Source organism: Nocardia sputi (genome assembly GCF_023501985.1).
The window spans coordinates 141,416-166,662 of record NZ_JAMFLC010000001.1; the positions used below are offsets into that span (position 1 = coordinate 141,416).

Here is a 25,247-nt window from a genome sequence, read left to right on the forward strand (position 1 = left end):
TCCCTATCTCGTGGTCACTTGGCAAACGTCCTGCGCTGCCGGGAAATTTCGTAGAGCGTCACCGCCGCCGCCGAGGGCGCCCCCAGCGAGCTGGCAGTGCCGCCCATCGGGATGTGCACCATGTCGTCGCAGGCCGTCTGCCAGGCGGCGCTCATGCCGCTGGTCTCGTTGCCGATGACGAGGATGGTCGCGTCGGTGAAGTCGTAGTCGTAGGCGGCGTCCCTGCCGTGCTCGTCGGTCCCCACGATGCGGGTCGGAATGCCGCGGCGGACCTGCCGATTGCGGAACTCCAGTACCTGCGCGGGCCCGGCGACGCGGAACACCGGCACGGCGAACAGCGAACCGGTCGAAGCGCGAACGGCCTGCGGGTCGTACTGGTCGGCGCCGTGCCCGGTGACGATGACTCCACTGGCGCCGAAGGCGTCTGCCGAGCGGATCAGCGTGCCGAGGTTGCCCGGTGAGTTGGGCCGGTCGAACACCACGACCACCGGTGCGTCCTCCCCCGGCTCCCCCGGCTGGAAGGTCTCCAGCCCGGGTTGGCGCGACTCCGCGACCGCCACCAATTCCGGTATGCCACCGGACTTCTCGCCGAGTTCGGCCATCAGCTCGGGCACCAAGCCGACCTGCGGCACAGCACTGGTGTCCAGCAGTTCGCGCGCCCAGCTCGACAGCTCCGGGCCGCCGAGGCGGTACAGCAGCGTCTCCAGCGGCCAGTCGTTGGCCACGGCCTGAGTGATCGGACGGACACCTTGCACCAGGAAACGGCCGTCGCGATGACGTTTGGTGCGGTTGTTGAGGTAGGCCTGCCACACCTGGACGGAGGCGTTGCGCGTGGTCACACGTCGGGTCACTGCGGGGTCCGTTCTTTCTCTTCGAGCAGGGCCAGCGCCGTCACGGCGGGATCCGCGGCGGCGCCGTCCACCCACCGCACCCGGGGATCGCGCCGGAACCAGGAGCGTTGCCTGCGCACGTAGCGCCGGGTGCCGATCAGAGTGCGTTCCTGAGCGTGGTTCAGGTCGTATTCGTTGTCCAGATAGGCCAGGACTTGTGCGTAGCCGATGGCGCGGCGCGCGGTGACACCCTCGCGCAGGCCGCAGTCGATCAAGCCGCGTACCTCCTCGACCAGCCCGCCCTCGAACATCGCGGCGGTGCGCCGCTCGATCCGGGCGTCCAGGGCCGCGGTGTCCCGGTCGACGCCGATGATCACGGTGCCCCAGCGCGGCTGCCCGATGGTCGGCGCCGAGGCGGCGAACGGCCGTCCGGTGAGTTCCACGACTTCCAGCGCGCGTACCATGCGGCGACCGTCGGTGGGCAGGATGGTGGCCGCGGCCACCGGATCGGCCTCGCGCAGCGCCGCGTGCACGGCGGCGACGCCGCCTTCGGCGAGCACCGCCTCCCAGCGCGCCCGAACGGCCGGATCGGTGGCGGGGAACTCCCAGTCGTCCAGCAGCGCTTGGACGTACATCATCGAGCCGCCCACGATGACAGGCACCCGCCCGCGCTCCATGATCGCGACGACGTCGGCGCTCGCCGCCGCCTGATAGGCGGCCACCGACGCGGTGTCGGTCACCTCGAGCACGTCGAGCTGGTGGTGCGGAATGCCGCGGCGTTGCGCCACGGGCAGCTTCGCGGTGCCGATGTCCATGCCGCGATAGAGCTGCATGGCGTCGATGTTCACGATCTCGCCGCCGAGCCGCTCGGCCAGGTCCAGGGCGAGATCGGATTTGCCGGTGGCGGTGGGACCGACCACGGCGATCGGAGTGATACCCGCATCCGTCACGAAGCATCGTCTCCTGCGGGCCGCCACAGGCTCACGTGGTAGCCGACCCCGAACGGGGCGTCGCAATAGCGTGTCTCGACCACCGGATCGGCGCGGAAGAGTCCGGCCAGCATCTGGTAGGCGGCGCGGCCCGCGAGAACCAGGTCGGCGCACAGCCCGGGATCGAGCGCCCGCAGCGCGGCGCGATCACCCGTGCTCAGAGCACGGTCCAGCCCGTCCTGCACCGGCCGGGCCCGTTCGTCGAGGTAACCGGGCGCCTTGGTGGACAGGGTCGCGGCGCCGTCGGCGACGACCAGCACACCGCGCGCCGCGACGTCGCCGTCCAGATCGGCGCGCAGCTTCGCCCCCACCTCCAGGCAGTGCTCCGGTGTCGCGTCCGCGGGCACGACCCGCGCCTCGGCTACCGCGCCCGGCGCGACCTGCCCGCGTAGCCAACCGCCGATCAGTACGGCCAACGGCAGGCCGGCATCGGACTGCTCCGCCGCGGCGAGCGCCGTGTCGGACAAACCGACTCGCACGTCCGCGCCGAAGCCACGGAACGTGCCGACGGTCTCCGGGCCGAGCGTGCTGTCACCGGCCCCGACGCCGATCACGGTCCACCGGTCGGTCACGTCCGCGAAGACGCGCACGGTGTCGAGCACGGCGGACCGCAGCACCGCGCGCGGGTCCGCCCCGCCCGTTCCCGCCGCGTCCGCCACGCCGCCGCACAGTTCGGGTACCAGGACCGGCGGCGAGGGAACGAGGGCGGCGACGGAGAACACGTCGTAACCGTAGTCGTTGCCGGGACCACCGGTACCGCCCGCTTCGAGTGTCTCTGCCGGAAACACCGCCGGGATTGATAGTGTTCGAAGAGCTACAACCCAGGTCATCAGGGGTTGGAATCCCCGGGATTCCTCCGCGGGAAGGCATGGATCGATGGTCACAAGGGCTCGGACCGGGTTGAATGGGATGAGCCAGGGCGTAATCAGGCAGCCGTGACGCGCGGCAGGGACGAGGAAAAATGACCGATAGCAACGGAACCGCGAAAGCCAGCCCCGGCAAGATGCCGCGTTCCTCCGGTGCCCCGAAACCGGGCAGCTCGATTCAACCGCCCAAACCGCACGCGGTCAAACCCGCCCCGGGCCCGGCCCAGCAGCATCCCCATCCCGTCGTCGTGCCCACCGTTTCCGATCCGAGCCTGTGGGGCCGGGTCGACGAGGACGGCACCGCGTGGGTCAAGACCGCCGAGGGCGAACGCCAGGTCGGCTCGTGGCAGGCCGGTGACGCCGCCGAGGGTCTGGCCCATTTCGGCCGCCGCTTCGACGACCTCGCTACCGAGGTCGCCCTGCTGGAAGCGAGACTGGCCGCGGGCGCGGACGCGCGCAAGACCAAGGCCGCCGCCGTCGCGCTGGCCGAGTCCCTGCCGACCGCCGCCGTCATCGGTGACATCGAGGGCCTGGCCCATCGCCTGCAGGCCATCGCCGAGCACTCCGAAGAGGCCGCCGCGCACGCCAAGGAAGAGAAGGAACGCGCCCGGCACGAGCACACCGAACGCAAGGAGGCGCTGGCCGCCGAGGCGGAGAAGATCGCCGCCGAGTCCACCCAGTGGAAGGCCGCCGGCGATCGGTTGCGCGAGATTCTCGACGAGTGGAAGTCCATCCGCGGTGTGGACCGCAAGGTCGACGACGCGCTGTGGAAGCGCTACTCCAAGGCGCGCGAGGCGTTCAATCGCCGCCGCGGCGCGCACTTCGCCGAACTGGATCGCGAGCGCGCCGCCGCGAAAGCGCGCAAGGAAGAGCTGTGCGTACAGGCCGAGGAGCTGTCCGGCTCCACCGAGTGGGTGGCCACCGCCGGCATCTTCCGTGACCTGCTCGCCGAGTGGAAGGCCGCCGGGCGCGCACCGCGCGAGGCCGACGAGGCGCTGTGGCGGCGCTTCAAGAGCGCGCAGGACGTCTTCTTCGCCGCCCGCAACGCCGCCGTCTCCGAGCGCGACGCAGAGTTCGAACAGAACGCGGCCGCCAAGGAGGAACTGCTGGGCGCCTACGCCTTCATCGATCCGTCCACCGATCTGGAAGGGGCGCGCAGCGCGCTGCGCGAACTCCAGGACAAGTGGGACGCGATCGGCAAGGTGCCGCGCGAGCGCATGCAGGAGCTGGAAGGCAAACTGCGCGCGATCGAGAAGCGCGTGCGCGACGCCGTCGACGCGCAATGGCGACGCACCGACCCCGAGGCGATGGCCCGCGCCGCGCAGTTCCGGGAGCGGGTGGCTCAGTTCGAGGAGCAGGCCGCGAAAGCTCGAGCCGCCGGGAACGCCCGCGACGCGGAGAAGGCATTGGAGCAGGCCAAGCAGTGGCGTGAGTGGGCCGAGGCCGCCGAAGGCGCCGTCAGCAACCGCTGAGCTCGGCGGTATCGGCTCCGTCGATGACAGCGCGGCCCCTCCCAGGCGGGAGGGGCCGCTGTCGTTCGACGGAAAGGGTCAGGATTCGCCGGTGAGGCGACGGCGCTCGCGTTCCTCCGCGGCCGCGGCGGCGTTACGGCGCTGTTCTTCGGCGGCCAACTGCAGCGCGGTTCGGCTCCACACCACGCGGATCCAGTGGAAGGTGAGCACGATGGTCACGATGGCGCCGAGGATCAGCCCGATGCCGGGGCCCGCTCCGATGTAGTTGCCCAGCCCGGGGGTCTGGCGGTGCCAGATGGAGAGTACGCCGAACACACTGGCCACCGCGCTGCCCGCGACGGCGATCCAGGCCAGCACCCAGCGGCGGGTCATCAGCGCCAACATCGAGAAGCCGATGCCGAAGATCACGAGGAACCAGACGAAAACCCGCGAGGGCAGACCGATGTGCTCGGCCAGCGCGACGTCGGTGTCCAACAGGACGTCGAAGCCGCGCGCCGCGCCCGCGTGTGGCAGCACCAGCGACGCCAGCAGCAGGAACACCGCGCCCGCCACGACCATGGCGCGGACGCCGGGATCGATCTCACCGGCGATCCTGCGCTCGACGGCGTCGAGATCGTCGCGGAATTGTTCGAAATCGCTGGTGCTCTCGACCGAGCTCACTGAGTCCTCGTTTCGTTCGTCTCCGTCGGGGCGCGCGGGCTGGCTCCCGGGGGTCGCCGCGGACGCGCCGCGCTCGCCGTCGCCGGACGCGGGAACAGCCCCGTCGGCGCCGCGGGTCGCGTCGCCGTCGTCGTCCGGGCTCGTGGTCATGCGCCGCAGCCGGTCGAGCAGCCCGCGACCGCGGGTTCCGGGACGGGAGCGCCGATGCGGGGCAGTCCGAGGCCCACGCCGATCGGCGCGGTCTTCGGCGTGACGCCGCGTTCGTGCGCGTCGCCGGCACGGGTGCGGCGGTGGCTCTTGATCGCGGAGTCGGCGACCAGGTGATGCGGTGCCGCGGCGGTGATGTCGACCGTGATCAGGTCGCCGGGGCGGATCGGCTCGGTGGTGCCGCCCGGGCGGAAATGCACCAGCCTGCCGTCGCGGGCGCGACCGCTCATCCTGGCGGTCGCCGCGTTCTTCTTGCCCGCGCCCTCGGCCACCAGCAGCTCCACCTCGGTGCCGACCAGCTCCCGGTTGGCCTCCAGAGAGATCTCCTCCTGTAGCGCGATGAGCCGGTCGTAGCGCTCCTGGACGACGGCCTTGGGCAGCTGGTCGGGCATGTCGGCGGCGGGCGTACCGGGCCGCTTGGAGTACTGGAAGGTGTACGCGCTGGTGAAACGCGCCCGGCGGACCACGTCGAGGGTTTCCTGGAAGTCCTCCTCGGTCTCGCCGGGGAAGCCCACGATGATGTCGGTGGTTATCGCGGCGTGCGGCATCGCGCCCCGCACCTTGTCGATGATGCCGAGGTAGCGGGCTTTGCGGTAGGAGCGGCGCATGGCCTTGAGCACCCGGTCCGAACCCGACTGCAGCGGCATGTGCAGTTGCGGGCAGATGTTCGGGGTCTCGGCCATCGCCTCGATCACGTCGTCGGTGAACTCGGCCGGGTGCGGGGAGGTGAAACGGACCCGCTCCAAGCCGTCGATGTGCCCGCACGCGCGCAGCAGCTTGGCGAACGCCCCGCGGTCGCGCGGCTCGCTCGGGTCGGCGAACGACGCGCCGTAGGAGTTCACGTTCTGGCCGAGCAGCGTCACCTCGAGCACGCCTTGGTCGACCAGCGCCTGCACCTCGGCGAGCACATCGCCGGGGCGGCGGTCGACCTCCCTGCCGCGCAGGGCGGGCACGATGCAGAAGGTGCAGGTGTTGTTGCAGCCGACCGAAATGGAAACCCACCCCGCGTAGGCGGATTCGCGCTTGGCGGGCAGTGCGGACGGGAACGCCTCCAGCGACTCCAGGATCTCCACCTGGGCTTCCCGGTTGTGCCGCGCCCGCTCCAGCAGCACCGGCAGCGAACCGATGTTGTGCGTGCCGAAGACCACGTCCACCCACGGCGCCTTGCGCACCACGACGTCGCGGTCCTTCTGCGCCAGGCAGCCGCCGACGGCGATCTGCATGCCGGGATGCCCCGCCTTGATCGGCGCCAGGTGGCCGAGCGTGCCGTAGAGCTTGTTGTCCGCGTTCTCGCGCACCGCGCAGGTGTTGAAGACGACGAGGTCGGCCGTCGCGCCGGGCGCGGCCTTCACGTATCCCGCGTCCTCCAGCAACCCCGACAACCGTTCGGAATCGTGCACGTTCATCTGGCAACCGAAGGTGCGGACCTCGTAACTGCGTGCTGTGCCCTCGGCGGGAGCCGACACTGCCTGACCGATCGAATCCACCCGTCCAGGGTACGGGGCGGTCCGTGGCGCCTTTCGCGGGCATCGGCGCAGGCTTCGGGCGGTCTCCGGCCGACGGGCGAACGGCCGGGAGGTTACACCCACGTGACGAATCGGCGCGGCGAGACGGCGTGTCGCCGAAACCCGGGCAAATCCCCGATTTTTGCTTAAGGTCTTGACCATGACCGACGACGCCGCCGCACCCGCCACGACCGGGGACGCTTCAGCCGGGGACGTCAGCGCCGCCGCCAGCGCGCCGCCGATGATCTCGATGCGCAATGTGGACAAGCACTTCGGCGACCTGCACGTACTCAAGGACATCAACCTGGAGGTCCCCAAGGGGCAGGTCGTCATCGTGCTGGGCCCCTCGGGCTCCGGTAAGTCGACGCTGTGCCGCACAGTCAACCGGCTCGAGCCGATCGATTCCGGCGACATCGCCATCGACGGAGTGCCGCTGCCCGCCGAGGGTCGCGCACTGGCCGCGCTGCGCGCCGACGTCGGCATGGTCTTCCAGTCCTTCAACCTCTTCGCGCACAAGACGATCGTGGAGAACGTCGCGCTCGCGCCGGTCAAGGTCCGCAAGATGAAGAAGGACCGAGCTCGCGCCCGCGCCATGGAATTGCTCGACCGGGTCGGCATCGCCGATCAGGCCGACAAGTACCCGGCGCAACTATCCGGCGGGCAGCAGCAGCGCGTCGCCATCGCCAGGGCGCTGGCGATGAGCCCGAAGGTGATGCTGTTCGACGAGCCGACCTCAGCGCTGGACCCGGAGATGGTCAACGAGGTGCTCGAAGTGATGGTGTCGCTGGCCAAGGAAGGGATGACGATGCTGGTCGTCACCCACGAGATGGGCTTCGCGCGCCGCGCCGGGAACCGGGTGCTGTTCATGGCCGACGGCCAGGTGGTGGAGGACGCGGCGCCGGACGCCTTCTTCACCGCCCCGAAGTCCGAGCGCGCCAAAGACTTCCTGGGCAAGATTTTGAGCCACTGACCTGCCGGAACAGCGGCCGCCACACCCACGGATAGGGAGAAGGAACTCGATGAGGATCAATCGCGCTCTGCGCATGGGTATCGGGGCGATCGCCCTGACACTCGCCGCCGCGACCGCCACCGCGTGCGGCGGCGGCGACGACAAGTCCGCCCTGGATCACGCCAAGGACGGCAAGCTCACCGTCGGCATAAAGTTCGACCAGCCGGGTCTGGGCCTGCGGAACAAGGACGGGTCCTACAGCGGCTTCGATGTCGAGGTGGCCAAGTACGTCGCGGGCAAGCTGGGCGTGGCACCCGAGAGCATCACCTGGAAGGAAGCCCCGTCCGGCCAGCGCGAGACGCTGATCGAGAACGGTCAGGTCGACTACATCGTCGCCACCTACTCGATCAACGACAAGCGCAAGGAGAAGATCGACTTCGCCGGGCCGTACTACGTCGCCGGACAGTCGCTGCTGGTGCGCGCCGACAACACCGACATCAACGGCCCGGACAACCTGAAGGGCAAGAAGGTCTGCTCGGTGAAGGGCTCCACCCCGGCGCAGAACATCGAGAAGAACTTCCCCGACACCCAACTGCAGACCAACGACACCTACTCGCTGTGCCTGGAGGGCCTGCGCGCCGGGTCCTGGGACGCGGTGACTACCGACGACATCATCCTCGCCGGTTACGCCGCGCAGAGCAGCGGCGCGTTCAAGGTGGTCGGCAAGCCGTTCACCACCGAGAACTACGGCATCGGGTCGAAGAAGGGCGACCAGGAGCTGCGGGACAAGATCAACGACGCGATCGAGGCGATGATCGCCGACGGCTCCTGGAAGAAGGCGTTCGACTCGACCGTCGGCGCGTCCGGCTACCAGGCCCCGCAGCCGCCCACCGTGAACCGGTACTGACGCCCGCAGACCAGCACGGGTGACCCGGCTCCACGACCGGGCCGGGTCACCCGTCGCACTTCCCCTGACCATCGAGACCCGATCGGAGGGACGCGTCCGCCGTGTTCGACCTGATCTCGAGGTATGACAGCCAAATCCTCGAAGCATTCTGGGTGACCATTCAGCTGGCCGTGCTGTCCGCGGTCGGCGCGCTGATCCTGGGCACCGTCGTCGCCGGGCTGCGGGTGTCTCCCGTGCCGGTCGCCCGCTGGGTCGGCACCGCATACGTCACCATCTTCCGCAACACCCCGCTCACGCTGATCATCGTGTTCATGTCGTTGGGGCTCTACACCACGATGGGCTGGCGTCTCGCGGGTGAAGGGCCGGACTCCCTCGCACAGAACAATTTCCGTTTCGCCGTCATCGGCCTGAGCATCTACACCGCCGCGTTCGTGTGCGAGTCGCTGCGCGCGGGCATCAACACCGTGCCGATGGGGCAGTCCGAGGCGGGGCGCTCGCTCGGTTTCGGCTTCCTGCAGAACCTGCGGCTGGTCGTGCTGCCGCAGGCTTTCCGCTCGGTCATCGCTCCCCTGGGCAGCGTGCTGATCGCGCTGACCAAGAACTCCACCATCGCCTCGGCCATCGGCGTCGCCGAGGCGGCGACCTTGATGGCGGAGATGACCGAGACCGAAGCCGCGGTCCTGGCGATCGGCGCGATCTTCGCGCTCGGCTTCGTGATCCTGACCCTGCCGACCGGCCTGTTCTTCGGCTGGCTGGCCAAGAAGTACGAGGTGGCTCGATGAGCGTCAGTGAGGCGCGGATATGAGCGCGGGCCCTTCGGTCCTGTTCGACGCGCCGGGCCCGAAGGCGAGACTGCGCAACAACATCTACTCGGCGCTGGTCATCGCCGCCGTGGTCGCGGTGGGCTGGGTGCTCTACCGCGGCTTCGCCGAGAAGGGCCAGTTCACCGCGGAGAAGTGGAAGCCGTTCCTGGAGGCGGAGGTCTGGTCGACCTATCTGCTGCCCGGTCTGCGCGGCACGATCGTGGCCGCGTTGCTGTCCATCGTGTTGGCGCTGGTCCTCGGCATGATCTTCGGCATCCTGCGGCTGTCGGATCATCGCGTCGTGCGCTGGGTCGCCGGGGCGGTCGTGGAGGTGGCGCGGGCCATCCCGGTGCTGATCCTGATGATCTTCCTGTTCGCGGTGTACTCCGACTACGACCTGTTCGAGTCGGAGGATCTCGCACTCGCCGCGGTGGTCACCGCGCTGACCGTCTACAACGGCTCGGTCATCGCGGAGATCGTGCGGGCGGGCATCCGGTCGCTGCCCAAAGGGCAGACCGAGGCGGCCGTCGCGCTCGGCATGCGCAAGAACCAGCTGATGCGGTTGATCCTGCTGCCGCAGGCGATCACGGCGATGCTGCCCGCGCTGATCTCGCAGATGGTGGTCGCGTTGAAGGACTCCGCGCTGGGCTACCAGATCACCTACGTCGAAATCGTGCGCTCGGGTCAGCAGCTCGGTGCGGCCGAACAGAACACGATTCCGTCGCTGATCGTCATCGCGATCATCATGATCGCCCTCAACAGCGCGTTGACGCTGGTAGCGACGAAGCTGGAGCAGCGGCTGCGGGCACGTAAGCGCGGGAAAGGCGGCGGCGCCGTCGTCGCCGCGGACTCGATCATCACCGACGCGGCCCCCGGTGTCGACATCGGCACGAAACCGTGAGCATCAGAGAGCGCGAGTTCGAGGACTACCCGGCAAGCGGTTGGACGATCTGAACTCGGCGGCCGTGAAATTGGAGCGCCGCAAGCTCGCCGGGGCGAAGCTCTACGGCGAACCATCCTGATCCGACAGCATGTGTTGCGCTCGAGCTGAGCGCAACACTCGTGCCCTCGGTGGCGCCCCGCCAATCTCGTAGGCGTATGCCGATCCCCGGTAGCCGACCGGTGGGGCGGTCGTCAGTGCTTCGTGCCTGCGGGAGTCGATGATCGATGCTCAGCCGTACCCGACCGCTTCCTGGGCGAGTTCGGCTCGGCCACAGTGTCTTTCATCGAGCCGGGGCAGCGAGTCGGTGGACGAGGTACGGCTCGCCTCCAGCTACGCGAGGCCGGGCGGACCGTCTCCCCCTGGTGCCGAGCGGCTACGCGATTCCCGAGAAAGCCCTCGACACAGGAGTAGGAATGACGACAATCACGACCTCGGGTCCGGTCTCCGACACAGGAGAGGTGTAGACCGAAGATGTTCCACCCGAAACCCGCGCAGCGTTGCACTTCCGCAGCGGCGGCACGAAGGGCACGACTTTCCACCGCCGCGGGCCGGGCTCCGATCGGCTGTCCGAGCGGCGACGATCAACACACCGACCGAAAACGCCGCAGTCGGCCTAGGTTTCGCTAGCCTCGCAGGCTGCGCCGAGCCGCGCCAGGGCAGGCGGCCGTACCTGCCATCCGTATCCCGCACATCCGACCAGCGTTTTACGCAGTTGTGAGCGGGATGCCGCCCTCGCACCCTGGCGCAGCCGAGCCGCGAAGTTCAGTCGAGGGGGTCGAGATCGCCTTCGAGCCCCCGATCGGCCAGTTCGGCTTTGACCACGCGATAGGCCGTGGCCTGGCTGTAACCCCGCCGGGCGAGCATCCCGACGAGTCGGCGAATCGTCTTGTCCCGGTCGAGCTCTCGCGGCAGCGAGCGTAATTTGCGGCGGACCAGCTCGGTGGCGCGGGCTTCCTCCTCGTCGGAGGTGATGGCGTCGAGAGCGGACGCGGCGTCCGACTGCGCGACGCCCTTGCGGCGGAGCTCCTGCGCCAGCGCCTGTTTGCCTTTACCGGAGAAGGTGTGGCGGGCGTGGACCCATTGCTCGGCGAAGGCGGCATCATCGATGAGACCCACTTCGGTGAGGCGGTCGAGCGCCCGCTCGCTCACCTCGGCCGAGTACCCCTTGGCGGCCAGACGCTGGGCCAGCTCGGCACGGCTGCGGGCGCGGACGGCGAGCAAGCGCAGACACGCCTCCTTCGCCTGCTCGACCGTCCCGCCTTCGGATCCGGCCGCCACCGGACCCGCCGATCGGCCCTCGGGCCGGTCAGAGTCGCTCGGGGAGGAGCCGGTCCGGGAGGAGCTGGTACGTCCCTGCGCGCCGTGGCGACCGCGACGGTACCCAGCCGGACGCGCCCGCTGCGGATCGGACGCGTCCGGCCGAGTTCCCATGGTGTCCGGCTCGGCCGAACTATTTTCGGCGCTCCGGACGAGCTCGGAGTCCTGTCCGCCTCCGGCCGGCCGGCTGGAGGCGGACAGGAGTTCTTCCAGCCGACGCCGCAGATCCTGCACCGCGTCGGCCCGTGGTCGCCCGGGATCGGTCGGACCCGCCCCGGGTGAGGGCCTGCCGTTCGTCGGCTCAGAAATCGGCGGGCACCTCCGCCGCCGCATCGGCTGTCACGTCGGCGCCGATGCCCAGCTTCTCCTTGATCTTCTTCTCGACCTCGTCGCGGACGTCGATGTTCTCCAGCAGGAACTTGCGAGCGTTCTCCTTGCCCTGGCCGAGCTGATCTCCCTCGTAGGTGTACCAGGAGCCGGACTTGCGGATGAAGCCGTGCTCGACGCCCATGTCGATGAGCGAGCCCTCCTTGGAGATGCCGTGCCCGTAGAGGATGTCGAACTCGGCCTGCTTGAACGGCGGGGAGACCTTGTTCTTCACGACCTTCACACGGGTGCGGTTGCCCACCGCGTCGCTGCCGTCCTTGAGCGTCTCGATGCGGCGCACGTCCAGGCGCACCGACGCGTAGAACTTCAACGCCTTACCACCGGTGGTGGTCTCCGGCGAGCCGAACATGACGCCGATCTTCTCGCGCAACTGGTTGATGAAGATCGCGGTGGTCCCGGAGTTGTTCAACGCGCTGGTCATCTTGCGCAGCGCCTGACTCATGAGGCGGGCCTGCAAACCGACGTGGCTGTCGCCCATCTCGCCCTCGATCTCGGCGCGCGGCACCAGCGCGGCCACCGAGTCGATGACGATGATGTCGATGGCGCCGGAGCGCACCAGCATGTCGGCGATCTCCAGCGCCTGCTCACCCGTGTCGGGCTGGGAGACCAGCAGCGCGTCGGTGTCGACGCCGAGCTTGCGGGCGTAGTCCGGATCGAGCGCGTGCTCGGCGTCGATGAACGCCGCGACCCCGCCCGCGGCTTGGGCGTTGGCCACCGCGTGCAGCGCGACGGTGGTCTTACCCGAGGATTCCGGCCCGTAGATCTCGACGATGCGGCCGCGCGGCAGACCGCCGATGCCCAACGCCACGTCGAGCGCGATCGAGCCGGTGGGGATCACCGAGATGGGCTGGCGCGCCTCCTCGCCGAGACGCATGACGGCGCCCTTGCCGAAGCTTTTCTCCACCTGGGCCAGCGCGAGTTCGAGCGCCTTGTCCCGGTCGTACGCCTGTGGTGCCATGTCCTGATCCCCTTTTCGACGGGTGAGTCTCGTTCTGTGGTTGGCGCCTACAGTAGAGCCCGGCACCGACAAGTTCTGGCGACAACACTAGACGAACACGTGTTCGAGTCAAGCGACCCGCCCGGGTCTGCGCGCATGGCCGCGATGCGGTCGCGGCGGCGGCGACCGGACGGATCAGACGGACAGACTCGCCCGGTCCCGCGACGCTCTTGCCGGCTACATCGACGCGGCCGAAGCGAATGGTCAGCGCGCGCTGACCCACCCTTCGACGACGCCGACCTGGAACCCGTCCCGGCTTGACGCCGCCGCCTCGGCTCGGCCGTGCCCGCACACCTAGCGTTGGGGCTGCACCGACTCGTCCGCCGGATCGCGCGGCCCGAAGATGCGCCGATCGGATTCCTCGATCCGGACGTCGTTGATGCTGGCCTCCCGCCGGGACATCAGCCCGTCCGGCGCGAACTCCCACTGCTCGTTGCCGTAACTGCGCCACCACCGGCCCGCCTCGTCGTGCCATTCGTACTGGAAGCGCACGGCGATGCGGTTGTCCGCGAAGGCCCACAGGTCCTTGCGCAGCGCGTATCCGTTCTCGATGGACCACTTCCTGGTGAGGAACTCGACGATGGCGGCGCGACCGGTGAAGAATTCGTCACGATTGCGCCATACCGAGTCCTCGGTGTAGGCGGCGGCGACCCGCTCCGGATCGCGCGTGTTCCAGGCGTTTTCGGCGGCCCGCACTTTGATAGCGGCGGATTCGGCGTCGAACGGGGGTAACGGAGGTCGCATCGGACGGCTCCTTCCTCGAAGGTGGTTTCAGGGATTGACGGGTGAAAGCTCGGCTGGTCCCCACCGCAGCGCTCCCCCGCGCCGCTGGCGCACCTCCTCGATGGTGAACTCGAGGGAGCACTGCGCGCCCGCGGCGAACGTCTCGGGCGCCCAGACCAGTTCGGCGGTGCCGGTGAGCTGCAGCGCGGCCGCGCCGGCCCAGTCCGGGATCAGAATCCCGCAGCGGGGGTTGACCTCGATGTTGCCGAGCGTCATGAACATCGAATTGCCCCGGTAGTCCGGCCAGCGCAGCCGAGTGGGCGACAGCACTCGGAGGAAACCCGGGTTCCCGCCGCGATGCGAGGCGTCGGCGTTGCCGTCTGCGTCGGCGGTCGCGACGAAGAACGTGTCGGCCGCGGCGACGGCGGCCTGCTGAGCCGCGTCGAGTTCTACACCGTGTCGCACCACCGGCGGCTCGGGGTCGGGCGTGTAGCTCTCGAGTTCTCGCCGGGAGATGTACTTGGGGCAGTTCGAGTACACCTGATCGGTGACGATGCGCAGGCCATCGCCCTCCGGCGTCGATCGGCCGTTGACCCGCATGCGCCTGCGCCGCTGCGGTTGCAGTGCGATCATGCCGACGCGAACACGGTGGGTCAGCGCTTCCCGCAGCGGATCGGCGGCGGCTGGACGGGTTCGGACCGAAATCGTCCGATCGTCGAGCGCCCGGACGAATCCCGGCTGCCCGGCCAGCTCGCTCGCCCACAGTCTGCCCGCCTCGTCGGCGGCGGCGAGCACCACCATCCGCTGTTCGGCCAGGAAGTCGGCCGCGACCGCGGGGATATCACGACGGATCATCCGGCCGACCCGTGCGGCGATGTCGGCTTGGCCCATCCGGCGCTGGACGGCGACCTCGCCGCTGTGAAACGGCTCCATCGCGATTCTCCCTTCGCTACGCGACCGACAGGATCAGAAGAACCCGCAGGTCGGGGCCGCGCCGCTGGGGGCGGGAGCGGATTCGGCGCCACTGGGCGCGTAGACCTCGAGGCGAATGCCGTCGGGATCGGTGAAGAAGATCCCGCCGGAGGCCACGCCTTCACCGTGGGCCACCACCCCGTCGTAGGCGAAGGTGACCGAGAGCTCACGCAGCACGCGCTCCACCGCGCGCACCTGATCGATGCTGTCGACCTGGAACGAAAGGTGATGCAGCCCGGGTGTTCCGGTGGAGAAGGTACCGCCGCTCTGCTCCCACAGCGTGACGACCAGCTTGCCGTCGGCACCGAGGAAGGCCCAACGACGCCGGTCACCGGTGCTCGCGGCGAGCTGTTCGAAGCCGAGAGCCCGGCGGTAGAAGTCCACCGAACGATCCAGATCCGAGACGTTCAGGCCGATGTGCCCGGTGGCGAGCTGAGGTGCGGCGACCGCGGTCATAATGTTCCTCCTCGGAATTTTCAACCGTCTAATACGGTTTCACTGGTTATAACATATCGACGCCGAAGCGACCGTGTCAACCACTAAACTTGATTTGACTAGTTAAACGGGAGGTGGCCGCCGTGGGCGAGGATGCGCACTCGATACCCTCGGGCATGCCCGATCCACGCCCCCACCTCGGTGAACCCCTGGCGCTCGATCTGCTGAACACGAGATGGATGGAGCACGGCCCGCAAGACCTGCTCACCGATGTGTCCGGCCTGCGCGTCTGGCTGGCGTCGGCGGGCCTCACCGATCGCGCGAGCGCCGACTCGGCCACCTTGAACGCGGTGCTGGTCGCGCGCTCGGCCATCTACGACGTGGTCGTGCACGCCGCGCACGAGGGGCTCAACGAGGTGCTGGAACACGGCCGGATCCGCCGCGCGCTCACCGAGTCCGGGCCCGCCGATCTGGCGGACGTCCCACAGCGGGCTTGGCTGCCCGCCTGGCTGGCAGCCGACAACCTGCTGGAACTGCTGCGCACCGCGCCCGATCGGATCCGTCAGTGCGCGCACCCGGAGTGCGTGCTGTTCTTCTACGACACTTCGAAGAACGGGACGCGCCGCTGGCACTCGATGGCCACCTGCGGCAACCGCACCAAAGCGGCCCGCCACTACGCGCGGAAGACCTGAGTTCAGAACAATTCGTCGAGCAGCCGGTAGTACTCCAGGCGACTTTCGTCCGGGTCGGCCAGGCCGTAGGCCGTGAAGAAGGCGGAAACCTCCGCTTCGCCGAAGTCCGCGCGCAGATCGCGGACCGCCAGCGCCAGATCGCGGTAGCGGTCGGCGACGCCGAGCGCGCCGACATCGAGGAGGATCCCGTTCTCCAGCACGTTCGGCGGAGTGAAATCACCGTGCGCAACCACCGGATCCCCTTGCTCGGGGCGCTGAGCCCGCAACCGCGCGAGGACATCCGCCGGGGTGGATCCGGCGTTGTCGTCGTCGAAATCGTCCGCGTCGACGAGACCTTCCACGACGTTGCGGCGAGCCTGCGCCAGCACGACGTCGAGGCCTCCGTCGAACGGGCACTCGGTCACCGGAATGCTGTGCAGCCGACGCAGTATCGCACCCATGACGGTGCCGATCGAGGCCGCGTACGCGCCCTCTGAGCGGGCTCGCGCGGCCAGGCTGGGAGCGCCCGCGTCCGCGAGCACCAGCACGTCGTCCTCGAATGCCGCGACCTCGGGCAGATCGATTCCCCTGCCGCGCAACCAGGTCAGTCGCTCGTACTCGGCGACCGCCTTGGGGCCGCGTTTGAGCCAGTAGGCGCCGGAGACGAAAACCACCCCACCACTCATGCCCTCGTGGTCGTCCGACCAGCTCGGTGACTCACCGAGCAGCGCGGTGACAGTGGGCGGCAACGGGATCGGCAGCTCGCCGAGCGTGTCCAGAGCGGCGCGGGTGGCTTCGATCTCCTCGGGATCGCCTTCGGCGACGCGCAATCGCATCGCCTCGGCCAGCAGCGCGTGCGCCTCGGCCAGTTGATTCCGCTCGGCGAGCGCCTTGCCCAGGTGCTGCACCGCGGACGAGAGCACCTCAGGAGCGGCCACCCGCGCGTGTTCCACGGCGCGCCGGTACAACGTCTCGGCCGTGTCCGCATCGCCGCGGTAGCGGTACACATCGCCCAGGTTGATCCACACGCTGATCCGGCGCGGCTCGGTGTCCACCAATTCCAGCGCGCGATCGAGATGATCCAACGCGTCGTCGTAGCGACCGAGCAGCATCAGTTCGATACCGGTCTGCCGGAAGCTCGCGAAGTCGTGGGGCCGGGCCTGCGCCACCCGGGCGGCCAGGCGTTGCGGATCGTGCGGGATCATCCGCTGCCGCTCGTCGAACCGGTACAGCGGCTCGTCCCGCTCCACCTGCCCGGGGGCGCTCACCAGCGCACCCTGGGCACGTCGAATTCGGCGCACAACGCGCGCCAGACGTCGCGCGGATCGATCCCGGCCTCGATGGCGTCGGCGCCGGTGCGCCCGCCCAGCGCGAGGATCACATGGTCGGTCAGCAGGGCGTCGCCCCGGGCCACACCGAACTCGGTGTGCAACAGTTCCTGAAACTCGGTCAACCGCACCGTCCCGAACTTACTCCCATGACGCGCGTTCCCAGGTCAGTGGCACACCCGGGCCCGCCGGTCAGGGGTGAACGGCATGGCGGACCTGGTGGCACAGGGCCACGGGGTCGGGGAAGTCCGTCGCGGCGGCGGCCTCCCGGGCAGCCGCGGTGTAGGCGGGGTCGGTGAGGATCTCTTGGACCGCGGCGCGCACAGCGGCGGGCGACAGTGGCCGGACGACGAGCGAACTGCCCTGGCGGGCCGCGCGATTGGCCAGTTCCCACTGGTCGCCGCCGCCGGGAACCGTCACGATCGGGACGCCCGCGGACAGCGTCTTGGCGAGCAGGCCGTGGCCGCCGCCGCCCACGACCACGCGGGCATGGGTCAGCAGCTCGTCTTGGCGCCCCAGCCCCGCCGTCGCCCATGGGGGAAGATCGGCGGGCGGCGCGTCCAGCATCGAAATCGCCACGCGGACACCGGTGCCCTCCAAAGCCTCGAGGACCGTCTCGGCCATGCCCGCCACGCCGGTGTGCGCGGTGGAGGGGGCGACCATGACCAGCGGTCCGTCTCCGGGCGGAAGGTCCAGGATCGCCTCGGTCGGCTCCCACAGCAGCGGACCGATCACGTGGGTGGATTCCGGCCAGTCCGGACGCGGTACCTCGAGCGCGGGCAGGGTGGCGATCAAGCGCGCGGCGGGGCCTGGGTCGGCAGGCGGTAAACCGACACTCTCGCGGGCCCGCTCGCGCTGGCGACGCCCGTTCCGGAGGGCTCGCGCGGTCATACCGCGCAAAATCTCATCGCGCATCCGTCCGCGCAGGCCAACACCCGGAGCGAGTCCGCTCCCGATGGGCGGCAATCCCTTCGACGGCAGGTACAACGGATGCGGGGACAGCTCCACCCACGGCACGCCGAGCCGCTCCGCGGCCATCCCGCCGCCCGCGGTCAGCACGTCGGAGATCACCAGTTCGGGCAGCATGGCGCTCAGTTCGGGAAGGATCTCGGTGGAGATGTGCGCGGCCCGCTCGTGGATGCGCTGCCCGGCGTCGGCGTCGTCGTCCACCGGTCGCGGCGCCAGGCCCTTGAGTCTGCGCACCCCGATTCCGGCGGCCAGCGCGGCGTCGAACCAGCGCGGGCCAGTGAACAGGACCGGCTCGTCACCGGCCGCCAGGAATCGCAAGCACAACGCGATAGCGGGAAACGCGTGGCCGGGATCGGGCCCTGCGACTACGGCTATTCGCATCCGCCTAGCCTGCCACACACCGGGGGGCGCAAGCCGCACCCGCATCGACGCGGGTTCGGCCCGCGGGTCAATCGGAGAAGAAGAACAGCTCGAATCCGACGGCGCGCTCGGCGGGGAATCCGTCCTTGGGGGCGGTCGCCTGGTCTACGACGGCGCGCGCCTGGTCGACGACCGGCTCTGGGCCGAGTGCCTCGAGGTAGCGGCGGTGTTCGGCCAGCGAGGCGACGGCCTGCTCGACGGTGTCGGTGACGTCCACGGCATGGGTGGCGACCGGCCCCACGACCGCCGCCCACCGCGCCGACCACGGCTTCCATTCGGCGATCTCCGGGAAGATCCACTCATTGCCCGCGTCCGAGACGGCATCCAGGGCAGCCCGGCCGACCGCACGATGGTCGGCGCTGTTGGCGTAGCCGGGAGCCCAGACGTCGCCGAAGTTGAACAGCACCACCATCTCCGGTTGATGCCTGCGGATCGCGGCAGCCAAGTCGCGGCGCAGCGCCAGGCTCTCCTCGACGCGACCGTCCGGATAACCCAGGAACTCCACCTCCCGCACGCCCACCACCTCGGCCGCCGCGATTTCCTCTGCCTCACGCAGTGGGCCGGCGAGGGCGGGCCGCAATCCGGCGATACCGGCTTCACCGCTGGTGACCAGCACGTAGCGGATGTCCTTGCCCTGCCGGGTCCAACGGGCGACAGCCGCGGCGGCGCCGTATTCGATGTCGTCGGGGTGCGCGACGATCACCAAGCCGCGCTGCCAATCTTCGGGAATTCGCTCCACAAGAGATCATTCAAACATCGCCCGCGCGCGACGACGGTGCGACGGCCGAGGCCCGGCGTCGCTACAACTTGCTCACCGTCGAGTCGTCGGAGCCCGACACCGCCTTGTACAGCAAGTACAACCCGAACACGATGGCACTGATGACCAAGATGGGGAACAACCCCTCGAGCAACGCGCCGATGACGGCCAGCGCGATCCAGACGACCGCGACGATGCCGATGATCTTCCACAACATTCCGATGCCTCCCACGAGTACGTTTCCGCATCGAGCATGACATTCGGACGAGCATGCATCAGCAGGTGAGAAGGGAAATCGGGGCGGAAATCAGGGTTCACCCCGACCTCCGCCGCCCATCCGCCGGGCGGTGATCGGGGTTTCCCCGATCCCTCGTCCGCCGACGTCGCGGCAATCGGCCTACGCGTACCCGAGAACCGGGGTTCTCGCTTCTCGGACGGCTGCGGTCACGGATGCCGGACGGCAGGGACGTCCGGCACGTCGGTCGGCCGACCCGGACGTACGACAATGGTGTGCGCGTCGACGGCCGCGCACACCATTGTCGATGACGAGCCGGTCCCACGGCCGGGTCAGCCCGATCAGCCCCTTCGGCGCTCGGGGTCCGATAGCTCTTCGGTCAGGGGATCCTCCTGCGGCATGCCGTCCGGATCCCGCATACCGAGATCGGCCGTGTCGACGGCATAGGAGTCGACCACCGGCTCCCTTCCCACGCCCGACCGGTCGCCTGCGGGCGGCATCCGCAGCGTCTCTTCCTCGCTGCCCAGATACGACTGCCTCCGCGCGGTAGCGGCATCACCCTGCTCCCTGGTTCGCTCCTCCGGCGGGCGGGTCATCGCCGGACGGGCTTGCCGCGGCTGGGGCACCGGCTGCCTGCCGTAGACGTCCCACGCGGCGTGCTCCGGGTCGATCTGATAGTGATCGAACAGTTCCTGCTCGGCTTGCGGACTGATCTGCCCGTTGTGGTCCAGCTGCGGCGAGGACTTCACCGCGTCCTTCCCGACCCGCACCTGCAGCGTGGCCGACTCCGGGCGATGCTCGGCGCCGGCCAGCGGGACCAAGGCGTCGGCGCTGAACAGACCGGTGGACACCGCGATCCAGGTCGGCGATCCGGAACTGTTGTCGACGTAGACCCGTTTGACCTTGCCGATCTTCTCGCCTTCGGGGCCGTACACCGAGCTGCCGATGAGCGTTTCCAGCATTTCAGTCATGGGTTCCTCCGCAGTTCGTCCGTGCGATGCGCAGGCCGACGGAACACGGCTGTCCACCGCGCGTGCTGAGAAAAAGGGGTTTCAATCGCTTGTGAGTGGATCGGTGGCGTCGGGACCTGCGGCGACGCGCTGCGTCCTGCGCGCAAGCCGCACCGGGTCCTCGGCGGTTTCACACGTCAGGTACCGGCTGACATCCAGCCGCTGCGTGTCCTGGTCGAGCAGCGATCGACGGTAGGAAACATCAAGCATGACGTGCTCCTGCCCTGTAGTGCATGTTCCCGGCCCCATCCGAGGTCGGAAGTAATCAGCTACAGATTGGCAACTACCCACATACTCCGCTGTCAAACGAGCATCAGTCGGCATTTCACCCACTAGCCGACCTATAACTAGTCATACAGCTACCGAATAGCTACCTCTCGGCTGAGCCTTCGTGCCGACCGCGCCTGAGCAGCACCAGTGCCGATGGCCTGCTGATGAACCGGAAATCCTTGCCACGATGGTCGACCTCACCGTCGGTGGCCAACGAGACCGGCCGCCCGTCCACCCGCACCTCCACCCGGGAGACGCGGCGATGCCGATAGGTGGGTGAATACGCCAGCGTGCCGGTGAACGTCGCGAAGACCAGCCGCAGCCGGGAGAACCGGACATCCGCGCGCAGATAGCGGACGTCGAGAGCACCGCCGCGCAACTGCGGGCGCGACATCGGGATCTGGTCGGCGGGGTGATAGCTGCCGTTGCCGACGAACAGCATCCACAGCGCGCAACGCGTGTCGTCGATGGTGACGTGCAGGGGCTGAGCGCGGAACAGCACACGCACCATGGCGATTCCCGCCGCGGGCCATTTACCGATCCGGCGCTCCCAGCGCTCGCGAACGCGCACGAAATCGGGGTAACCGCCGAGACTGGCGGTGTTGACGAAGATTCGCTGCTCGGCGTCGTCGAAACACACCTCCGCCACGTCGACGCGGACCGCTTCGCCCGCTTCCAGCCCGGCGAAGGTCACGCCGGGGTCTTCCACCCCGGCGTCTCTGGCGAAGTGGTTCAGGGTGCCGCCCGCGAAGACGGCCAGCGGCAGCCGGTGTCGTACCGCGTACTCGGCAACGGTCGACACGGTTCCGTCGCCGCCGACGACGCCGAGGGCGACGATGTCGTCGCGCCGCAGGAGTTGGTCGATCCGCGCCTCGACGTCGTCGCCGCCGCCGAGCTCGAGCACCTCGGCGGCAGGCAGCCGATCACGCAGGGTGGCGAGGGCATTGTCGCCGTCACCGGACCCGGCGTGCGGATTGCCGATCAGCAGCAGTCCGGCGCCATCCGGCAGTGGATCGATGTGGTCTACCGGGCCGAGGGCTGCCGGTGCGTCGTCGCGCACCGCCCACCACCGCCGGGTGACCAGCGCGACCGCGCCGCCGAACAGCGCGCCCGCGATCACGTCGGATGGCCAGTGCACGCCGATGTGCACACGCGAGTACCCCACCGCGGCGGCGACCGGGGCCACCGCGGCGGCCGCCGCGGGAGATTCCAGCGCCAAGCCCGCCGCGAACGCGGCCGCGGAGGCCGAATGTCCGGAGGGGAACGACGAGGAGACCGGCGGAGCGACCAGCCTGCGCACGAAGGGGACGGATTCGTCCGGCGGACGGCGGCGGGGAAACAACGGCTTGGCCACGCCGTTGGCCACACTGCTGGCAATGCTCAGCGCCAGCAGCCCCCGCACCGCGCCGCGGCGGGTCGAGCGGTCTCCGGCGACGAACAGCAGCGCACCGAGCGCGATCCACAAGCGGTTCTTGTCGGCCGCGGTGCTCAACGCCTTCAGCACCCGGTCGGCCGGGGTCGCCCGAACACGCGCGCTGCGGTCGACCAGCCAGCGATCCAGGCTGTTCGTGCCGCCGACCGACCCACCCTTGCGCCTGCGCGTCGTCAGAAACCGCATCGCCGCAGCCTACCGACAGCTCGGGCGTCGAGTCAGGGCGACCGACGGCTGTGCCCGCGCGCGCCGAGGCGTCGGCGGGCGCATCGGCGTCACCGCCACCGGATCACCCGCGTTTTCAGTGCACGGATGTACTCTGATCTCCAACGCACAGTGTCGTTGAGCGGCAACAGGGAAGGGATGACCGAACGATGCAGACACCCCAATCAGCACACAGTCATGCACTGAATGTCACATAACGGCCGGGATTCGATGGAAAGCACGAACGAGTTGGCACAGGAACTCGCGGCCGCGGCACGACGGCACGGATCGGCGATCGCGGGGATCGTCGGCTCCGCCGCCCGCAAAGCGTCATGGGAGGTGCTCGACCTCATGGCCGAGAGCCGCGAATTGGTCGGCGCGGCGTTGCGCGCCAGAGCCGAAGAACTTCGTCGTCGGGACCGGCCGAGCTGAAGAGGATCAGATCAGATCGGTGGCCGCGGGAACGCGGGCACCGATTTGTCGGCCACCTCGGTGAGAGCTTGGGCCCAGCCGTCCAGCCGGTCGGAGGCGTCACGCAGATCCGCCACGATGGTGTCGAAGTTGTGCCGCACCACGGTGTTCTCCGCCACCGCGAGAATCCGGCCCGCCGCGGCCACGACCTGCTCGTACTCCACCACGCCCGCATCGAGCCTGGCCAGGGTCAGTCGCAGATTCTCGGTGAGCGCCACCGCCGCCGGCGAATCCGCGCTCCCGATCGCGCCGAGGCCCTGTTCCATCGCCGTGATGTCGGTGGCGAGGGCGTGCAGCGCCGCCGCTCCCGAGGCGGCCGTTTCGAGCAGGTCGGCCAACTCCTCCGGCGGCAGCCGGTGCGAACGCGCGATCTGAACGCCCATCCCGTGCAATGCCTTTTCCGCACGAACCAGGCGTGCGATCGGCGGCCGGGCGTTCGACCACAGCGGTGGCTGTTTCCGCGGAATGAACGCCGCTTGCGGCAGCGGCGCGCCCCGCAGACGCAGATAACGGCGGGTGCTCAGTGCCGCACCGGTCACCAGCGCGACCGCGCCGCCGCCGACCATGACCACCGCCCACACCGGCGCCGAAAGCACGACAAGGCCAACGGTTCCCGCCGTGGTCAGGCCGGACACGGTGCCCAGCTGAAAGCTGCGGCGGCGGACCCTGCGGCGACGACGCAGCTCGCGCTCCCGTGGATCGGCCCAGCGTCGCACGGCGACGAGTGCGTTCTCACCGACTTCGCGAATGCTGTCCGGCAGGCTGCCCGGCTGGGGCGCGAGCGCGGCCTGTGCCCGGATCATCGCGGATCCGCGCAGGCGCCGCGTGTCGAGCTGTCGCTCGCGAAATGCACTGCCGCTCATACCTTCTCTCCCACCGGTTGCACATCGGACAGGCGGAGGCCCGGAACTCGACTGCCCGACTCGGCCGACGGCCGGCCGGTCGGGTCCTCACGCCTTGTGTTCCAGTGAACCAGCCCCCACCGACACGTGCCGCCGAACTGTGCTCGAGACTACTGCTGTGCGGCCTGTCCCTTGTCCATCTGCGGCTGGGCCGCATTGGCCTGAGCCGGGTTGATGGCGGGCTGGGCGCCACCGGCGGGCAACTGGTCTCCCCGCATGGACGCGCGGATCTGCTCCAACTTGCTGTGTCCGGCCATCTGAATGCTGGCCTGCTGCACCTCGAGCATCCGGCCCTGCACCGAGTTCTGTGCGAGTTCGGCGGAGCCGAGCGCGTTGGCGTAGCGGCGCTCGATCTTCTCGCGTACCGCGTCCAGGCTCGGTGTGCTGCCCGGCGCCGACAGCGTCGAATCCATCTGCTGCAGCGAGGCGGAGACCTGCTCCTGCATCTTGGCCTGCTCCAGCTGGCTGAGCAGCTTGGTGCGCTCGGCGACCTTCTGCTGCAACAGCATCGCGTTCTGCTCCACGGCCTTCTTCGCCTGGGCGGCCGCCTGCAGCGACTGGTCGTGCAAGACCTTCAGGTCCTCGATGGATTGCTCGGCGGTGACCAACTGCGCGGCGAACGCCTCGGCGGCATTGGTGTACTGGATCGCCTTCTCCGTGTCGCCCGCCGCGGTGGCCTGATCGGCCAGTAGGACGGCTTGGCGTGTATTGGCGTTGAGCTTCTCGACCTCGTCCAGCTGCCGGTTCAGCTTCATCTCCAGTTGACGCTGGTTGCCGATGACCGACGCGGCCTGCTGTGAAAGGGCCTGGTGTTGCCGCTGGGCTTCCTCGATAGCCTGCTGAATCTGGACCTTCGGATCCGCGTGCTCCTCGATCTTCGCGTCGAAGAGGGCCATCAGGTATTTCCAGGCCTTGACGAACGGATTAGCCATCGATTGATCCCGCCTCCATCTGACATGCCGCGCTTCGGCGCGACTCCAGTGCGCGACCGTCACGCACTCGATATGTGCCTATCCTCCACCATGTGGCACCTGGGCCGGGCGAACCCGACCCAACCGACGCCTACAGAGAATCTATCCGCTTTTCGCGCCGGGCCGCAGCGTTGCCGCCGTGGCCATGTTCCGTCGTGCGTCACACGCCCTTCACCAGGACCAACATGTCCGATCGCGGAGCGGGGATGACGATCCGGGTGTCCTCCGCCAGCGGCAGCGGCCGGGTGGCCGGGTCGGCGGCCGACATACTCGCCGACGTCGGAGCCAGCGCGGGTTCGGCCTGCGCCGCGGGCTCGGCGGCTGTCTGCTCGGACTCGGCAGCGGCGGGCGCCGGCGCCGCCTCGTCCACCGGCGCGGCTGCCGCCGGTCCGTCGGCCCCCGCCATGATCGTGCTCACATCCCACAGAACCCGCGACAGGGGCACGTCCAGCGCTTCGCAGATGGCGGCCAGCAATTCGCTGGAGGCCTCCTTGCGACCGCGCTCGACTTCGGAGAGATAGCCCAAGCTCACCCGCGCCGACGTCGACACCTCGCGCAAGGTCCGGTTCTGGGCGAGACGCGCACGCCGCAAACTGTCCCCGATCGCCTCTCGCAGCAGCGTCATCTCGTTCTCCTTCGCTCCGG

28 protein-coding genes are annotated in these 25,247 nt (G+C 69.1%); 7 read left to right on the forward strand and 21 right to left on the reverse strand.

Annotation, left to right across the window (positions count from 1 at the left end; genetic code table 11):
- Positions 1–14: 14 nt before the first annotated feature.
- The 3 genes from M8859_RS00715 to M8859_RS00725 are packed head-to-tail and all read right to left on the reverse strand — an operon-like array spanning position 15 to position 2,607.
- On the reverse strand, positions 15–851 hold the full coding sequence (locus M8859_RS00715) for a TrmH family RNA methyltransferase (protein ID WP_159919626.1): 837 nt from the start codon (positions 849–851) through the stop codon (positions 15–17).
- Positions 848–1,780: a tRNA (adenosine(37)-N6)-dimethylallyltransferase MiaA gene (gene miaA / locus M8859_RS00720; RefSeq protein ID WP_249643598.1), complete on the reverse strand. Its 933-nt coding sequence runs from the start codon at positions 1,778–1,780 to the stop codon at positions 848–850. The genes M8859_RS00715 and miaA overlap by 4 nt, the downstream gene beginning before the upstream one ends.
- Positions 1,777–2,607, reverse strand: coding sequence for a class III extradiol ring-cleavage dioxygenase family protein (locus M8859_RS00725; RefSeq protein WP_249643599.1), 831 nt, complete (start codon positions 2,605–2,607; stop codon positions 1,777–1,779). Before M8859_RS00725 ends, miaA begins: the two co-directional genes overlap by 4 nt.
- A gap of 173 nt (positions 2,608–2,780) precedes the next feature.
- Here M8859_RS00725 and M8859_RS00730 point away from each other — a divergent pair, with 173 nt between their 5' ends.
- Positions 2,781–4,157: a DUF349 domain-containing protein gene (locus tag M8859_RS00730; RefSeq protein ID WP_159919631.1), complete on the forward strand. Its 1,377-nt coding sequence runs from the start codon at positions 2,781–2,783 to the stop codon at positions 4,155–4,157.
- A 78-nt stretch (positions 4,158–4,235) separates the two neighbouring features.
- Here M8859_RS00730 and M8859_RS00735 read toward each other — a convergent pair whose 3' ends face one another.
- Positions 4,236–4,967, reverse strand: a complete 732-nt coding sequence (locus tag M8859_RS00735) for an Rv2732c family membrane protein (RefSeq protein WP_321212480.1) — start codon at positions 4,965–4,967, stop codon at positions 4,236–4,238.
- Entirely contained in the window at positions 4,964–6,511 is a 1,548-nt protein-coding gene (gene miaB, locus M8859_RS00740; RefSeq protein WP_308221141.1) for a tRNA (N6-isopentenyl adenosine(37)-C2)-methylthiotransferase MiaB, read from the reverse strand. Before miaB ends, M8859_RS00735 begins: the two co-directional genes overlap by 4 nt.
- 259 nt (positions 6,512–6,770) lie before the next feature.
- On the opposite strand from miaB, the gene M8859_RS00745 reads away from it, so the two are divergent.
- From M8859_RS00745 to M8859_RS00760, 4 genes are all read left to right on the forward strand, one after another.
- Positions 6,771–7,499, forward strand: coding sequence for an amino acid ABC transporter ATP-binding protein (locus M8859_RS00745; RefSeq protein WP_159920267.1), 729 nt, complete (start codon positions 6,771–6,773; stop codon positions 7,497–7,499).
- A gap of 49 nt (positions 7,500–7,548) precedes the next feature.
- Positions 7,549–8,385, forward strand: coding sequence for a glutamate ABC transporter substrate-binding protein (locus M8859_RS00750; protein WP_159919633.1), 837 nt, complete (start codon positions 7,549–7,551; stop codon positions 8,383–8,385).
- A gap of 101 nt (positions 8,386–8,486) precedes the next feature.
- A complete protein-coding gene (locus M8859_RS00755; RefSeq protein ID WP_159919635.1) occupies positions 8,487–9,167 on the forward strand; it encodes an amino acid ABC transporter permease in 681 nt (226 codons plus the stop codon).
- A gap of 19 nt (positions 9,168–9,186) precedes the next feature.
- Positions 9,187–10,089: an amino acid ABC transporter permease gene (locus tag M8859_RS00760; protein WP_159919637.1), complete on the forward strand. Its 903-nt coding sequence runs from the start codon at positions 9,187–9,189 to the stop codon at positions 10,087–10,089.
- An 804-nt stretch (positions 10,090–10,893) separates the two neighbouring features.
- On the opposite strand, the gene recX is transcribed toward M8859_RS00760, so the two are convergent.
- From recX to M8859_RS00785, 5 genes are all read right to left on the reverse strand, one after another.
- Complete coding sequence (recX, locus tag M8859_RS00765) at positions 10,894–11,409, reverse strand: recombination regulator RecX (protein WP_223512981.1); 516 nt, start codon at positions 11,407–11,409, stop codon at positions 10,894–10,896.
- Positions 11,410–11,749: 340 nt separating this feature from the next.
- Positions 11,750–12,793 carry a recombinase RecA gene (gene recA, locus M8859_RS00770; RefSeq protein ID WP_195070509.1) on the reverse strand — a complete coding sequence of 348 codons (1,044 nt, stop codon included), beginning with the start codon at positions 12,791–12,793 and terminating at the stop codon, positions 11,750–11,752.
- A gap of 333 nt (positions 12,794–13,126) precedes the next feature.
- Positions 13,127–13,576, reverse strand: a complete 450-nt coding sequence (locus tag M8859_RS00775; RefSeq protein WP_159919643.1) for a nuclear transport factor 2 family protein — start codon at positions 13,574–13,576, stop codon at positions 13,127–13,129.
- A gap of 27 nt (positions 13,577–13,603) precedes the next feature.
- Positions 13,604–14,488: a pyridoxamine 5'-phosphate oxidase family protein gene (locus tag M8859_RS00780; RefSeq protein ID WP_159919645.1), complete on the reverse strand. Its 885-nt coding sequence runs from the start codon at positions 14,486–14,488 to the stop codon at positions 13,604–13,606.
- Positions 14,489–14,521: 33 nt separating this feature from the next.
- On the reverse strand, positions 14,522–14,983 hold the full coding sequence (locus M8859_RS00785) for a VOC family protein (protein WP_159919647.1): 462 nt from the start codon (positions 14,981–14,983) through the stop codon (positions 14,522–14,524).
- A 155-nt stretch (positions 14,984–15,138) separates the two neighbouring features.
- Between M8859_RS00785 and M8859_RS00790 the strand changes: the two genes are divergently transcribed.
- The gene (locus M8859_RS00790; protein WP_159919649.1) at positions 15,139–15,654 is read left to right on the forward strand and encodes a CGNR zinc finger domain-containing protein; all 516 of its coding nucleotides are present in this window, start codon (positions 15,139–15,141) and stop codon (positions 15,652–15,654) included.
- A gap of 2 nt (positions 15,655–15,656) precedes the next feature.
- Here the strand turns inward: M8859_RS00790 and M8859_RS00795 are convergent, their stop codons facing one another.
- From M8859_RS00795 to M8859_RS00830, 8 genes are all read right to left on the reverse strand, one after another.
- Positions 15,657–16,901 carry an APH(3') family aminoglycoside O-phosphotransferase gene (locus M8859_RS00795; RefSeq protein ID WP_249643600.1) on the reverse strand — a complete coding sequence of 415 codons (1,245 nt, stop codon included), beginning with the start codon at positions 16,899–16,901 and terminating at the stop codon, positions 15,657–15,659.
- Entirely contained in the window at positions 16,898–17,092 is a 195-nt protein-coding gene (locus M8859_RS00800) for a DUF3046 domain-containing protein (RefSeq protein WP_159919650.1), read from the reverse strand. Before M8859_RS00800 ends, M8859_RS00795 begins: the two co-directional genes overlap by 4 nt.
- 61 nt (positions 17,093–17,153) lie before the next feature.
- Positions 17,154–18,311, reverse strand: a complete 1,158-nt coding sequence (locus tag M8859_RS00805; RefSeq protein WP_159919652.1) for a glycosyltransferase — start codon at positions 18,309–18,311, stop codon at positions 17,154–17,156.
- Positions 18,312–18,378: 67 nt separating this feature from the next.
- Positions 18,379–19,089, reverse strand: a complete 711-nt coding sequence (locus M8859_RS00810) for a PIG-L deacetylase family protein (RefSeq protein ID WP_159919654.1) — start codon at positions 19,087–19,089, stop codon at positions 18,379–18,381.
- Between the two features lie 61 nt (positions 19,090–19,150).
- Positions 19,151–19,324: a hypothetical protein gene (locus tag M8859_RS00815; protein ID WP_195070507.1), complete on the reverse strand. Its 174-nt coding sequence runs from the start codon at positions 19,322–19,324 to the stop codon at positions 19,151–19,153.
- A 359-nt stretch (positions 19,325–19,683) separates the two neighbouring features.
- A complete protein-coding gene (locus M8859_RS00820; protein WP_159919656.1) occupies positions 19,684–20,313 on the reverse strand; it encodes a PRC-barrel domain-containing protein in 630 nt (209 codons plus the stop codon).
- Between the two features lie 81 nt (positions 20,314–20,394).
- The gene (locus tag M8859_RS00825; RefSeq protein WP_159919658.1) at positions 20,395–20,562 is read right to left on the reverse strand and encodes a hypothetical protein; all 168 of its coding nucleotides are present in this window, start codon (positions 20,560–20,562) and stop codon (positions 20,395–20,397) included.
- A 160-nt stretch (positions 20,563–20,722) separates the two neighbouring features.
- Complete coding sequence (locus M8859_RS00830) at positions 20,723–22,240, reverse strand: bifunctional phosphatase PAP2/diacylglycerol kinase family protein (RefSeq protein WP_195070506.1); 1,518 nt, start codon at positions 22,238–22,240, stop codon at positions 20,723–20,725.
- Positions 22,241–22,489: 249 nt separating this feature from the next.
- On the opposite strand from M8859_RS00830, the gene M8859_RS00835 reads away from it, so the two are divergent.
- Positions 22,490–22,690 carry a hypothetical protein gene (locus M8859_RS00835; protein WP_159919662.1) on the forward strand — a complete coding sequence of 67 codons (201 nt, stop codon included), beginning with the start codon at positions 22,490–22,492 and terminating at the stop codon, positions 22,688–22,690.
- An 11-nt stretch (positions 22,691–22,701) separates the two neighbouring features.
- On the opposite strand, the gene pspM is transcribed toward M8859_RS00835, so the two are convergent.
- From pspM to M8859_RS00850, 3 genes are all read right to left on the reverse strand, one after another.
- On the reverse strand, positions 22,702–23,592 hold the full coding sequence (gene pspM, locus M8859_RS00840; protein ID WP_236565241.1) for a phage shock envelope stress response protein PspM: 891 nt from the start codon (positions 23,590–23,592) through the stop codon (positions 22,702–22,704).
- A 149-nt stretch (positions 23,593–23,741) separates the two neighbouring features.
- A complete protein-coding gene (gene pspA, locus M8859_RS00845) occupies positions 23,742–24,563 on the reverse strand; it encodes a phage shock protein PspA (protein WP_159919664.1) in 822 nt (273 codons plus the stop codon).
- Between the two features lie 199 nt (positions 24,564–24,762).
- On the reverse strand, positions 24,763–25,227 hold the full coding sequence (locus M8859_RS00850; protein ID WP_159919666.1) for a helix-turn-helix domain-containing protein: 465 nt from the start codon (positions 25,225–25,227) through the stop codon (positions 24,763–24,765).
- Between the last annotated feature and the right edge of the window lie 20 nt (positions 25,228–25,247).